The sequence below is a fragment of the Vibrio sp. S234-5 genome (assembly GCF_000960595.1).
GTDB lineage: Bacteria > Pseudomonadota > Gammaproteobacteria > Enterobacterales > Vibrionaceae > Vibrio.
This window is the reverse complement of the sequence record NZ_JZAM01000200.1, coordinates 67,297-79,820: the sequence shown is the minus strand read 5'-3', so window position 1 is coordinate 79,820 and position 12,524 is coordinate 67,297. Positions and strand designations below refer to the sequence as shown.

Sequence of the window (12,524 nt, the reverse complement as noted above, 5' to 3'; positions counted from 1 at the left end):
GCGGGTTAAATATCGGACACCAAACAGACTCGATTGCGGCCTTTGCGTTTTGCCAGATATAAGGCCGCATCAGCTCGATTGAGCAAACTATCCCACTCGTCGTGTTGCAGCAGTTGCGCGACGCCAAAACTGGCGGTGCAAGGCTCTTGCTGTTTTGGGGAGAACTGTGTTTCGGACATGATTTGTCTTAGCTTCTCCGCGACCACTAATGCGCTGTCTAAATTTGTATCCGGCAGTAGAATCAAAAACTCTTCGCCACCGATACGAAATGACAAATCCTGCCCGCGCAAATGTGTGTTGAGCAGTTGTCCGATCCCAGCCAAAGTGACATCCCCGACTTGGTGGCCATATTTGTCATTGACTTGTTTGAAGTAGTCTATATCCAGCAAAATGATCGATAGCTCAGAATGGGTCCTTTCTACTCGCGAAAGCTCTCGGGGAAGCATATCTTCCATCGCTCGTCGATTGTAGAGGTTGGTGAGAGGATCAAGCAGCGAGGTATTATAGATGTTGGTGACCAAGCGTGCGTTGACCATCAGAGGGAAGGTAAAACCAAGCGTTAAAATCATCGCAATTGAGAGCAGAAAAGTGATTTGGTGAATATCACTCGCGAGCATAAAGTCATCTATTTCTGCACTTTGATAGGTGAACACGGCGCGAAATAGCATCCACAGTGACATCAGCGAAAAGGCGGCTGAAAGTAGTCGCACCGCGATGGGGTGGTCTTTCGCTTCCCCGCGAGCGACAACGTAGGCGCTGAGCGCGCAACAAAGAGAAATGTACACACTCAACACAATGATTCTCGCGTTGGTCGACATTTGGAATTCAGAGTAAAAAATCAGATACAGCACCAGCACAGGAAAGCCTGCCAACGCGATGGTGGTGCTGTTGGATGAGGCTTGGCGGAACTGACTGAGTCCGGTGACGACTAAGGCATATCCCAAACCTATGGCACTATTGGCGAGAATTTTTGATAGCCAGAAAGTGGTTGAATTGCCCAAACTGAGCGCCATAAAGCCAAATGCAATCAAAAAGATAGCGAAGACGAGCGTTTGTAACCCGCGAATATGAGTCGTTTGAATCGCTTTTAGCATAAGCATGCCAATACCGTAGGCGGTTGAGACCAATACGGAAACAATGGACAAAGTTCTTATATCTAAATCTAGATGCATATCGCGCCGTCAATCATGGTTGTACGTTGCTAGAGACGGTTGGGTTGCCGCTCTGAGTATCATTTATAAGCGTAGATGATGAAATGTGAAAGGAATAAAAAAGCCGCTAAAATCAGCAGCCTTATTGCGATTTTCGCTATAAACCGATTATTGTACGGTCCATTCTATCTGTTCATTAGCACGGATAGGCACTACCTCGTCACCGCCAAATGGCATGGAAGCTGGTACGGACCACGCTTGTTTGGTGAGGGTAACGGTGTCTGCATTGCGTGGTAACGCGTAGAAATCGGCGCCGTTGTGACTCGCGAACGCTTCTAGGTTCTCCAGTTTTCCCTCTTGTTCAAACACTTCAGCATAGAGCTCAAGTGCAGCGTGCGCAGTGTAAGAGCCGGCGCAGCCACACGCGGACTCTTTCGCCCCTTTAGCGTGCGGAGCCGAATCGGTCCCTAGGAAAAACTTTTTGCTGCCGCTGGTGGCCGCTTTGCGTAGCGCTAACTGGTGAGTGTTGCGTTTTAGTACTGGCAAGCAGTAAAAATGCGGTTTGATGCCACCAACCAGCATGTGATTGCGGTTGTAAAGCAAGTGATGAGCGGTAATGGTTGCCGCCACGTTGTCACCCGCTTGGTTGACAAAGTCGACCGCGTCTGAGGTGGTGATGTGCTCTAAAATGATTTTTAGACCCGGGAAGTCCTTCACAATCGGTGCTAAAACCGTTTCAAGGAAAGTCTTTTCGCGGTCGAAAATGTCGACATCGTGATGAGTCACTTCGCCGTGTACCAGCAGCAGCATACCGGCGTCTTGCATCGCTTGCAGCGTTGGGTAAATCTTCTTTACGTCGGTCACACCAGAGTCGGAGTTTGTCGTTGCGCCAGCCGGGTAGAGTTTCGCCGCGACGACGATACCACTTGCCTTCGCGCTGTGAATTTCTTCAGCGGTGGTGTTGTCGGTGAGATAAAGCGTCATCAGTGGTTCAAACTGGCCCGCGGGTTGGTGCGCCATAATACGCTCGCGGTAAGCGTGCGCCATTTCGGTGGTGGTAACAGGAGGAACGGTATTGGGCATCACCAGCGCGCGACCGTTATAGCGGCTAATATCGCGAACGGTATCGGCTAAAACCTCGCCATCGCGTAGGTGAACGTGCCAGTCGTCAGGACGAGTAATCTTAAGTGTTGTCATTGTTGCTCCCACCAAAAGTTGTGATCCGAAAGGAGCCTAAACAGTTTGCGCAAACGCTACCGTTTAGGCGACGGGATGATATAGGAAAGCGTCTGTCATTTCACTCGCTTTTTTATTGCGGTTACAGTTCGCTATTCTGCAAATTAAAAACGTTTTAACATGGATATCAATTGGTTATCATGTGACCCACGCAAAATAACAAGGAAGCGATGCCCATGTCACAAGCTATTCTTAAACAAATTAACGTGTTTCCGGTGAAATCGGTCGGTGGACTGTCCCTCTCCAGTGCTTGGGTCGAGAAGCAGGGGTTGAGTTTTGACCGCCGCTTTATGCTGGCAACCGCCGATGGCGGCATGGTGACGGCGCGCAAGTATCCTCAATTGGTGACCATTTCTTCCGCGCTTGTGGCTGACGGTGTAGTGTTTAGCTCTGTTGGCAAACCACCACTGACGATTCGCTACCGCGATTTTAAAATGCAAGAAGCGCCCGCGCAGGTGTGGAAAGATCAGTTTATTGCCTATACCACCACCGATGAAGCGGATGACTGGTTTAGTGACGTGTTGCAGCAGCGTGTTGAGCTGTTGTTTTGTGGTGAACAGTCGAACCGAGTGCGTGAAAAAGTAGGGCACAACGTCAGTTTTGCCGATGGTTATCCCTTGCTTGTGATCAGTGAAGCATCTTTGGCGGAACTGAATCGTCGCAGCCCTGAGCATCATCTGATGGATCAATTTCGCACCAATTTAGTGGTGAGCAATACCGATGCGTTTGCCGAAGATGGCTGGAAACGGATTCGTATTGGCGAGGTGGAATTTGAGGCCGTCAAGCCGTGTGAGCGCTGTGTACTGACCACAGTGGATGTAGAAAAAGGTCAGTTTCGCCAGAGTAAAGAGCCGTTGAAAACCTTGCTGCAATTTAGAGCCAATGAACATGGCGGCGTGTTTTTTGGCCAGAACCTAGTGGCGCGCAATGAAGGGATGATCCGCGCGGGCGATCGCGTAGAAGTGATCGAAAGTAAAGAGAAAGAGTTCTACCCGGACAACTCGCCAGTGCGCATTGAACTGACTTGTGTTGAGAAAGAGACCATAGCGCGTGATTTTATCACTTTTTGGTTGGAGCCAAAGTCGGGGCAATTGCCTATCTACCAGCCCGGCCAGCACCTGCCGATTGAAGTTGAAATTGATGGAGTCCGGATTGCGCGCCGCTATACGCTCTCGTCGAGCCCATCTCGACCTGGGCGCTACGCTATTTCGGTCAAACGTATTCAAGGTGGGCGCGTATCGAACTGGTTGGCAGAGCATCTTTCCGTCGGTGATGTGCTCAGTGCGCAAACGCCCGATGGTCAGTTTCAACTCACCGATAAACACAGCCCGTTACTTTTGCTCTCTGCCGGAAGCGGTGTGACTCCGATGCTCTCCATGCTGCGCTATCTGGCTGATCATCAAGCGATGGACGATGTGGTGTTTTACCATCAGTGCCGCAGTGTTGAAGACATTCCGTGCCGTGACGAGTTAGAGCAGTTGAAAGCGCAGCATCCGGGCCTGAGTGTGAAAATCGCCTTAACTCAAGCGCCAGTGGATTGGTTCGGGCTCAAAGGACGGCTGAGCTTATCGCACATCAAACAGATCCCAGCGGTTGAGACGCGTCAGGTGTTTGTTTGCGGGCCAGATGGCTTTATGCAAAAAGCTAAGAGTCTATTGCTGAAAAAAGGCTTGCCTGAAAACCATTACCATCAAGAAGCTTTTGGGGTTTCTGCTGCAACCAATAAACCGCTGCAAAACGTGACCATCCGCTTCGGTGAGCACGAATTTGACGGCAACAACCAGCAGCCTTTGCTTGATCAAGTGGAAAATGCAGGATTGGAGATGAGCTACAGTTGCCGCGCCGGATTTTGTGGCGCATGCAAAGTGACGGTCACCGCAGGGCGCGTTCATCAGCCGGACGTGCCTGCGCTGTCGGAGGAAGAGAAACGTGACGGTAAAGCGCTCGCGTGTTGCTGCGTACCAGAGTCGGATGTGACTTTCCATCTCGGCTAACGTCGCGCAACTTTTCTCATCCGCAGTAAACAAAAAGCCAGTTGCGCTGTGCAACTGGCTTTTTACATCGTGTCATGTCAGAAATCCATTCAGTCGTAGATGGTCGGAATAGGCTGACGTTTATGTTGGGTGGCTTTGTAGATAGCAATCAGTCGGTCAGATACTGCTTGGCTGACGGGTTTGTCTTCTAGGAAATCGTCAATCTGCTCGTACGTCAGGTTCAATGCATCTTCGTCGGCCTTCTGTGGTGCGAGTTCTTCCAAATCCGCTGTTGGCGTCTTTTTCACCAGCAATTCTGGCGCGCCCAAGGTTGCGGCTAGTTGTCGCACCTGACGTTTACTTAAGCCAAATAGGGGAGCCATATCGCAAGCACCATCACCAAATTTGGTATAAAACCCGGTGATGTTCTCTGCCGAATGGTCAGTCCCCAAAACCAAACCGCCAACGTAACCGGCGATTTCGTATTGCGCCACCATGCGAGCACGCGCTTTGACGTTACCTTTAACAAAGTCCACTTTGGCCGCATCGCTCGGAATCAAGCCTGTTCCCTCTAGCGCTCGGTGTGACGCGGCGTGTAAGCCGTCAACGCCCTGTTTGATGTTGACGGAAACGGAATGGGTTGGCTGGATAAAAGAGAGCGCCAACTGCGCTTCGTCTTCGTCTTTCTGCTCACCATAAGGAAGGCGTACGGCGATAAATTGGTAGGCGTTAGTGCCGCTCTCTGCATTTAACTGGTTGACCGCTTGCTGCGCCAAACGGCCACAAGTCGTAGAATCGACGCCGCCACTGATACCGAGAACCAGTGCTTTGCACCCGGATTCAAGCAGTTTTCGTTTGATGAAAGAAACGCGACGTTCAATTTCAAAATGCGGGTCAATTGTTGGGAGAACACGCATTTCATCGCGGATGAGTTGTTCCATTTCGGTTTCCTTTTCCTGCAAGCTTAAGTCATCCAAAGTACGTCTGAACGTATAAATCCGGATGAGTAATACAAAATAATCAAGACTGGTAGTATCATACCCGATTCGTTTGAAGAGAAAACTCCAAAGCCCGGGTAAATACCATTTATGCTGAAAATCGCTGTATTTGGGAGTGCGTTTAATCCCCCCAGTTTGGGTCACAAAAGTGTGATCGAATCTCTGTCCCATTTTGACTTAGTCCTGTTGGAACCAGCGATTGCCCACGCGTGGGGCAAAACCATGCTCGATTACCCAACTCGGTGCGAGCTGCTCGACGCATTTATTGCGGATCTGTCGCTCTCGAATATTCAGCGTTCCTCATTTGAGCAAGAGTTATACCAGCCAGGTCAAAGCGTCACGACTTTTGCCCTATTAGAAAGAATTCAAGAAAAGTATCCTGATGCCGATATTACCTTTGTGATCGGACCAGATAACTTTTTTAAGTTTGCTGACTTCCATAAAGCGCAAGAAATACTCAAGCGCTGGTCAGTAATGGCTTGCCCTGAGAAGCTAAAAATAAGAAGTACCGATATTCGTCGGGCGGCTGAAAATGGTGAGAGTTTACATACGCTAACGACTGCATCGGTCACAAAATTATTGATTGAAAAGTGTCTGTATAAGACAATGCCCGCTTCTGAGTAGAGGTCTGATGAGTATGTTGAAGAATCTGATCATCGCGAGTTTTTATCTGCTGCTGTCTCAGCACGCTTACGCTTCATGCGTTCTTCCCGAGGAGCGTTCGGTGATGCTGGAAGATGAGATGTATCAGGCATGTCAATCCATCGATGCGCAAGAAAGCGATGCAGTGATTCTGCATTTGGATGATCAACAGACCACACAACAAAAAGATTATTGGGATGAATGGGCGCTTAAGTCTGAAGATAGCCCTGTAATCAGTCAAAATTTAGCAAGCAACCATTTTGGCATTGGTTTCTGGTTACCTGATGAGTACCAGAAAGAGGCGCAAAGTATGACGACAGAAGAGTGGTTACGCAGTCATGGTGTGCTTTTTAGTATTGGTTTTGGTGACAAAAAAGCAGGCCACCCTCGCATGCGCTTTGATTACCGTTGGCACGATACATCCGAAGGGGATGTGATGATGCAAATCGAACTGCCTTTTTAAACCGTGCGCTCTTCTTTTCGTACTTTTTGACTGACCGCCGCGATTTCGCGGCGGTGTCGTTTTCAAAAGCCCCCAGTTTCTCGCTTAGAGAATACGCCCAGCGATGGCTTCACAAGCTTGATCGCACTGCGGTAGATTTCCCGCAAACAATGCATCGACAATCGCATCTTTACTCACACCGGATTGCTGGCGTTTGATCGCTTCACGCACCAATAAAGCTAGATACACCTCACTTGGCAGGGCTTTGCTCTCTTTTTCCCAATGATTTATCGCCTCGTTGAGCGGGTTGGGTAAAGAAGATGGATCAAGTTCGGTGATCTCACGTTTAAGTACGGCGAGCAATTCGTTATGGGCAGCGGAGTGCGCAGGTGTCACGGCAAGTTTGTCGCACAGTGCACTCATCAAGGGGGTGAGTGTCACGTAGCCTGAACTGCTTGGAAACGTTTCTTTGAGCCTAAGAGAAAGATCGCACCGCTCTAGCTGTGTATGCGGCAGAACCGTCAGAGCGGTTAAACAGTTTTGTGGGATCCAAAATCCTTGCTCGGGTTTGACCGCGAACTCTTGCTTACCGAGTTTCACCAGTGCAAGGCCAGCGCGCACAATCACTAGTTGGTGTTTCAAAGTGCGCTTTCTCGCCGTGGCGAATAGGTGGCGGTGGTGCTCGCTTTTAAACTCGATCGCGTAGTTCATCTTAGGTACCTCAAATCTTGGGGCGCCAAGATTACCGTCTCTGAAGGCAAAAGCCAACTTTTGCCCTAGATATTGGCCGTTTTCGGCGGTGTCTGAGGAACCCTAAACACAACAAATTGTCATATTTGTGATTTGACTGGTATGACCTTCCTCAAACTATGGCTAAGGTAGCTGCGTGCGCGAATAACAATGCGTAGAATGTGCCAGCTTTTTTAAAACACGAAAAGAATAATGACTGACCATATCGATCCTTATGCAGAGATTCGTCCTTACAATGACGAAGAGATCCCTGCGGCAATAGAGCGCCTGATCCAAGACGATGAATTTATCAGTGCGATATTGCAACATCGTTTTCCACAGCGTAGTCCTTGGTTCAAAGGACTAGTAAAACCGTTTCTGCGTCTCTATCTGAAGCGCAAGTGGCGTACGCTGGATTCTGTTGAAGCCATCCAGTTAGTGGTGAAACGCTATCTAGAAGATACTTTAGAGAGCACCACCGACGGGGTGACCTACAGCGGGCTCGATAAGCTTGACCGCAACAGTGCCTATCTGTTTGTCTCCAACCATCGTGATATTGCGATGGACCCGGCTTTGGTCAACTATGGGCTATTTACCAACGGACACAAAACGGTACGTATCGCGATAGGTGATAACCTACTGAAAAAGCCGTGTGCCACGGAGCTGATGAAACTCAACAAGAGCTTTATCGTAAAACGTTCGGTCAAAGCGCCACGTGAAATGATGAAAGTGCTAGGCCAGCTCTCCTCCTATATCAAGTTTTCTCTTGATAGCGGTAACTCGATTTGGATCGCGCAGAAAGAGGGCCGAGCAAAAGATGGCAATGATTTTACCGATCCCGCTATCTTAAAGATGTTTCATGTCGAAGGCCGTAAGCAAAAAATCGCTTTTGCTGACTACATGAGCGCGCTAAAAATTGTTCCTGTTTCCATCTCATACGAGAACGATCCGTGCGACATCGCTAAGGCGAAAGAGTTGTACGAGAAAGCGACGCACGGCCGTTATGAGAAAGGTGAGTTTGAGGATATTGAAAGCATCATACAGGGAATTGTCGGCTACAAAGGCCGAGTGCATGTCGCTTTTGGTGATGTGATCCAAGGTGCTTTTGAAACGCCAGAAGCATTAGCGCAAGAGATTGACCGTCAAATTCATGCCAACTACCACGTCTATCCGATCAACCGTCTGGCCGCTGGCCAAGAAAGTGCGCAGATTGTGCAAGCAGTGCGTCGTCAGCTAAGCGAAAAATTGCACCAACTCCCAGAGGGCGCCAGAGACTATTTGGTGGCGAGCTACGCTAACCCGGTCAACAATCAGTTACAACCGGATTGCAAATAACCGTTTAATACAAAAGTCGGCCAAATGGTCGGCTTTTGTTTTTTTACTTTCTCATCAACGTCATTATTTGTTTTAGCGCGCCACTGCATGTGTTAGCGAGCCACTGCGCCACCAAGGTTGAGCTCTTGTGGCCATTTGGATATGCGGTTACCCCCGAGGAAAATGTTGCCTTTAACGGTCATTTTATTGGGAAATTCGCTCAAGGCCGATCCGCCGATATACAGATTCCCCTCTACCACGATCCCTTCTGGCAAGCTCGTTAATGGCGTGCGAATCACGCTGAGATCGCCCTTAACGACCAAGCCGTTGGGCAGCTTTTCCAGCGGCGTATCGGTCAAATTAAGGTAACCGCCAAGTTTCACCCCTGCTGGCCAGTTTTTGATTTGGCTGCCGAGTAAGTTGGCATAGCCTTTTATTGAAGTACCGGCATAGACGGTTGTGAGCGTGCTGTTTCGCGCATCCAAGCTGCCCTGAATATCGAGATCTCGTGGTAGTGCTTTAATCGCTGTTTTGCCGATATTGAGATTGCCTTTGACTTTCAATCCGTCTGGCAGCGAGGTGTAGGGTTTGTTTCGCAGATCTAAATTCCCGTAGTTATCCAGATGATTGAGGATCTGATAGTGATCGAGGGCTTGCGCTTGAAGAGACAAGGGCAAGAGCAATAAACAAGAGAGCAGAACAGACCGGGTCACGACAACATCCTCGTTTGAGATAAGTAGCGAGGCATAAGTGTACTCTACTCAGGCGAAAAAGGTGAAGGTTGCGGCAAGGCGTTTAGAATGTATTGACCAGGCTGCTCTTTATTACGTCAGGAAATAACTTGGTTTAATAAATAGCCAGATATAAAAACGAGCCTCATAGAGACTCGTTTGCATATAATTTAAACAAATTAGCATTAACGCGCTAAAGAACGACTTTTTAATTCAAAAATCAGTTTTTCTGCACTCACTTCAAACTTAAAGCGCGCTTTTAATTCGGTCGATTCAGAATTGAGTTCGCTGGTATTAAATTCAACGTTTTCATTTACCGACTTTGCCAATTCTAAATAACGCGCAAATTCGGCTTCCAGCAACTCTTTTGAACTCGCATAAATAGTGACGTCGGCAACGTCATCGCCTTCTTTAATAATGAAACCAATCTCACCAGCGCAGCCACAGGCTTCACACACGGCGTTTTCTTCTTTCTCAATACTCATAACGAATCCTCACTCAAAAAAGGGATTATAGCGGACTCACTCGGTTTCTATCCAGTCAGATGAAGCGCAGCGAGTATAATCTGCTTATCATTTTAGCTTTTGTTAATGGATGACGTGATCTTTGTCAATTTTTGAACTGATTTAACCGTTTAGCAGTACAGTAAACCTGTCGTGTTAGTTGCACCTTTGAGAATTTTATTACAGTATCTCGGGATAAATAAATTTTACATAATCTATCGCTATTAAAAGATTATCCAGGCAGATAGAAAATCCAATTTGATAACAATATTTGTTGTTAATTTGGTTGCATATTCTGTGATTTGGATTTGCTCTTAGGCATGTGTCTGGCTTTTATTGCAGAGTACCGTCATAAAAAGTAGGTAATTTTATTTTCGGTATGCAGTCTAAGGGCAGTGATCCCTAGTCGCGATGACCATTCCTGCTCCATACGTAGAGTAGGATGCATTTACAAAGAGTAGAGCTGAAAATATGCCAAAGCGTAGTAAAGAAGATACCGAAATCACTATCCAGAAAATCATGGATGCGGTTGTTGACCAACTTCTGAGACTGGGGTACGACAAAATGTCCTACACCACTCTTAGCCAACAGACAGGCATTTCACGTACGGGGATAAGCCACCATTTTCCAAAGAAAACGGACTTTACCTCGGCACTGGATGGGCGGATTTTTAAGTTGTTTGTGGAGCACCTTGATTTCGATAAAGGACTGGGTGAATTTTCTCATAGCTGGATAGCCGCACTGGAAAATGACCAATTCCGTGCCATCCTCCGTCTGCTGTTTCACCACATCGTGGCGGCAGAGCGTGCCCATGATTTTGCCGCCAATGGCATCGATCGTTTGTATAAAATGGTGGACAGTCAGTTTGGTGAAGGCAGTGAGAAAGAATTGGAATGGCTGATTGGTAAATCACTGATTCAGCTAAGTTAGTAGAACAAAAAAGCTCCGAATTTCGGAGCTTTTTTGATTTTCATGGTTAAGCGTTATGCCGCAGCATGGACCAGTGGGAAGCCCAGGGTCGGGTGCTGAGCTATCAGCGCTTTGTAGCCATAGACATTTTCAATTATCTGCGGCGTTAACGCTTGCCATGGCGCAGCGTCTACAGCAATTCTCCCTTGATGTAAAATGACCAAGCGATCCGAATATTGTGCAGCGAGGTTTAAATCGTGCAAGACCACGATGACGGCCGCATTTTCCTCTTTGGCCAGCTGACGTGCAATCGCCAACGTGTTGTGCTGGTGGGCAAGATCGAGTGCCGAAGTCGGCTCATCCAACATCAAGATTTTGTCTTTGCCCGCTTGGTGCAATTGTGTCAGCACCCTCGCTAAATGGAGCCTTTGCTTTTCGCCGCCCGATAGCGAAGGGTAGACGCTTTCGGCAAGATGCAATACATCGGTCTTTTGCATGTAATCTTGGGCCAGTTGGCTGACTTCATGCTGAGGCAGACTTAAGGGAATTGCGCCCAGTTCGACCACTTCACGTGCCAGAAAAGGAAACGTGAGTGCGCTGCTCTGCGGCAAAAGACCGAGATGGCGGGATAGTTCGGCGGGCTGCCATTGTGAAGCCGCTTTGCCGAAATATTCGATCTTGTTCGGCGATGAAATTTCGCGGCACAGCAGCTTGAGCAAGGTACTTTTGCCTGCGCCATTTGGCCCGAGTAATGCGGTCACTTCGCCAGCTCGAAAATCAACATCGACTTTGTTTAGCACCACTCGAGAGCCAAATTTGACCTCCAGATGTCGACCACTTAGCACGACATGTCCACTCACAGCATTTTTCCTTTTTGTTGCAGTAACAGATAGATGAAGAAAGGAGCGCCAATCGCCGCTGTGACGATGCCCACAGGCAGTTCTGCGGGGGCAACCGCGATGCGTGCAATCATATCGGCAGCTGTCAGCAGCAACGCGCCAAGTATCGCCGAAATGGGGATCAGCTTGCGATGGTCCGGCCCGGCGAGCATTCGGCCAAGATGAGGGATGACCAAACCGATAAAACCGACCGCGCCACAAATGCTGACCGTTACGCCGACGCCCACAGCCGCCAAGGTGATCAACCCTCGTTTGAGTGATTGTACGTCAATGCCAAGGTGTCTCGCTTCGGCCTCTCCGAGTAACAGCGCGTTGAGTGGCCTCGCTTTGCGGGCAAAGTAACCATAAAGAATCAGCATAGTGACCAGTGCCAGCATGATGGATGACCAACTGGCGGCGGCGAGAGATCCCATCGACCATAACGAGAGATCGCGCAAGGTTTGATCGTCGGCGAGAAAATTGAGATAGCCAATTACCGCGCCAGAAATGGCACTGATGGCGACACCCGCAAGTAGCATGATGGTGACTGACGTACCGAACTTGCTCGCGCCAATACGATAGACAAGCCATGTTGCGCCCGCACCGCCGAGAAAGCTAAACAGCGGCAAAATCGCCAAGTTCATCAGTTGCGGATATAGCTGACTGACTTGAGAAAGGCCGACAATTGCCACGGCGCCGCCGAGCGCCGCACCGGCCGAAACACCGATGATGCCCGGCTCGGCTAATGGGTTACGAAACAGGCCTTGCATTACTACGCCACACAACGCGAGGATCGCGCCGACCAACATACAGAGCAAGGTGCGTGGCAGGCGGATCTCGCGGATCACGATGTCGATATGCGCTGGTAAGTCGCCTAAATTAAGTAAGCTGTGGAAAGTGTCATTGGCGCTGATGTTCATCGGCCCGACGGTCACTGAAGAGACGGCGGTCGCAACTAACAGCAAGCTAAAAAAGCACAGCACTTGGGCAAGAGAAAGACGGCGTAACATGGTGATCA

At 48.9% G+C, this 12,524-nt stretch carries 13 protein-coding genes; 5 read left to right on the top strand and 8 right to left on the bottom strand.

What is annotated here, in order from left to right; genetic code table 11:
• Positions 1-5 precede the first annotated feature (5 nt).
• Positions 6-1,172 (bottom strand): GGDEF domain-containing protein, encoded by a 1,167-nt coding sequence (locus tag UF06_RS10720; RefSeq protein ID WP_045570452.1) that lies wholly within the window; start codon positions 1,170-1,172, stop codon positions 6-8.
• 147 nt (positions 1,173-1,319) lie between these two features.
• Positions 1,320-2,348: a dihydroorotase gene (gene pyrC, locus UF06_RS10715; protein ID WP_045570451.1), complete on the bottom strand. Its 1,029-nt coding sequence runs from the start codon at positions 2,346-2,348 to the stop codon at positions 1,320-1,322.
• Between the two features lie 215 nt (positions 2,349-2,563).
• Between pyrC and UF06_RS10710 the strand changes: the two genes are divergently transcribed.
• The gene (locus tag UF06_RS10710) at positions 2,564-4,381 is read left to right on the top strand and encodes a hybrid-cluster NAD(P)-dependent oxidoreductase (protein WP_045570450.1); all 1,818 of its coding nucleotides are present in this window, start codon (positions 2,564-2,566) and stop codon (positions 4,379-4,381) included.
• A gap of 89 nt (positions 4,382-4,470) precedes the next feature.
• On the opposite strand, the gene nadE is transcribed toward UF06_RS10710, so the two are convergent.
• A complete protein-coding gene (gene nadE, locus UF06_RS10705) occupies positions 4,471-5,301 on the bottom strand; it encodes an ammonia-dependent NAD(+) synthetase (RefSeq protein WP_045570449.1) in 831 nt (276 codons plus the stop codon).
• 147 nt (positions 5,302-5,448) lie between these two features.
• Between nadE and UF06_RS10700 the strand changes: the two genes are divergently transcribed.
• Both UF06_RS10700 and UF06_RS10695 read left to right on the top strand, forming a co-directional pair.
• Complete coding sequence (locus tag UF06_RS10700) at positions 5,449-5,982, top strand: nicotinate-nicotinamide nucleotide adenylyltransferase (RefSeq protein WP_045570448.1); 534 nt, start codon at positions 5,449-5,451, stop codon at positions 5,980-5,982.
• 7 nt (positions 5,983-5,989) lie between these two features.
• Positions 5,990-6,463 (top strand): hypothetical protein, encoded by a 474-nt coding sequence (locus UF06_RS10695; RefSeq protein WP_139046328.1) that lies wholly within the window; start codon positions 5,990-5,992, stop codon positions 6,461-6,463.
• A gap of 84 nt (positions 6,464-6,547) precedes the next feature.
• On the opposite strand, the gene UF06_RS10690 is transcribed toward UF06_RS10695, so the two are convergent.
• Positions 6,548-7,153 carry an AraC family ligand binding domain-containing protein gene (locus UF06_RS10690; RefSeq protein WP_045570447.1) on the bottom strand — a complete coding sequence of 202 codons (606 nt, stop codon included), beginning with the start codon at positions 7,151-7,153 and terminating at the stop codon, positions 6,548-6,550.
• Between the two features lie 231 nt (positions 7,154-7,384).
• On the opposite strand from UF06_RS10690, the gene UF06_RS10685 reads away from it, so the two are divergent.
• Entirely contained in the window at positions 7,385-8,506 is a 1,122-nt protein-coding gene (locus tag UF06_RS10685; RefSeq protein WP_045570446.1) for a 1-acyl-sn-glycerol-3-phosphate acyltransferase, read from the top strand.
• 92 nt (positions 8,507-8,598) lie between these two features.
• Here UF06_RS10685 and UF06_RS10680 read toward each other — a convergent pair whose 3' ends face one another.
• Positions 8,599-9,183 (bottom strand): hypothetical protein, encoded by a 585-nt coding sequence (locus tag UF06_RS10680; RefSeq protein ID WP_082069674.1) that lies wholly within the window; start codon positions 9,181-9,183, stop codon positions 8,599-8,601.
• Positions 9,184-9,401: 218 nt separating this feature from the next.
• Entirely contained in the window at positions 9,402-9,701 is a 300-nt protein-coding gene (locus UF06_RS10675; RefSeq protein ID WP_039427963.1) for a YfcZ/YiiS family protein, read from the bottom strand.
• A gap of 489 nt (positions 9,702-10,190) precedes the next feature.
• Between UF06_RS10675 and UF06_RS10670 the strand changes: the two genes are divergently transcribed.
• A complete protein-coding gene (locus UF06_RS10670) occupies positions 10,191-10,649 on the top strand; it encodes a TetR/AcrR family transcriptional regulator (protein ID WP_039427962.1) in 459 nt (152 codons plus the stop codon).
• A gap of 53 nt (positions 10,650-10,702) precedes the next feature.
• On the opposite strand, the gene UF06_RS10665 is transcribed toward UF06_RS10670, so the two are convergent.
• Both UF06_RS10665 and UF06_RS10660 read right to left on the bottom strand, forming a co-directional pair.
• Positions 10,703-11,488, bottom strand: a complete 786-nt coding sequence (locus UF06_RS10665; protein WP_045570444.1) for a heme ABC transporter ATP-binding protein — start codon at positions 11,486-11,488, stop codon at positions 10,703-10,705.
• Positions 11,485-12,516, bottom strand: a complete 1,032-nt coding sequence (locus tag UF06_RS10660) for an iron ABC transporter permease (protein ID WP_045570443.1) — start codon at positions 12,514-12,516, stop codon at positions 11,485-11,487. Before UF06_RS10660 ends, UF06_RS10665 begins: the two co-directional genes overlap by 4 nt.
• Positions 12,517-12,524: the final 8 nt, after the last annotated feature.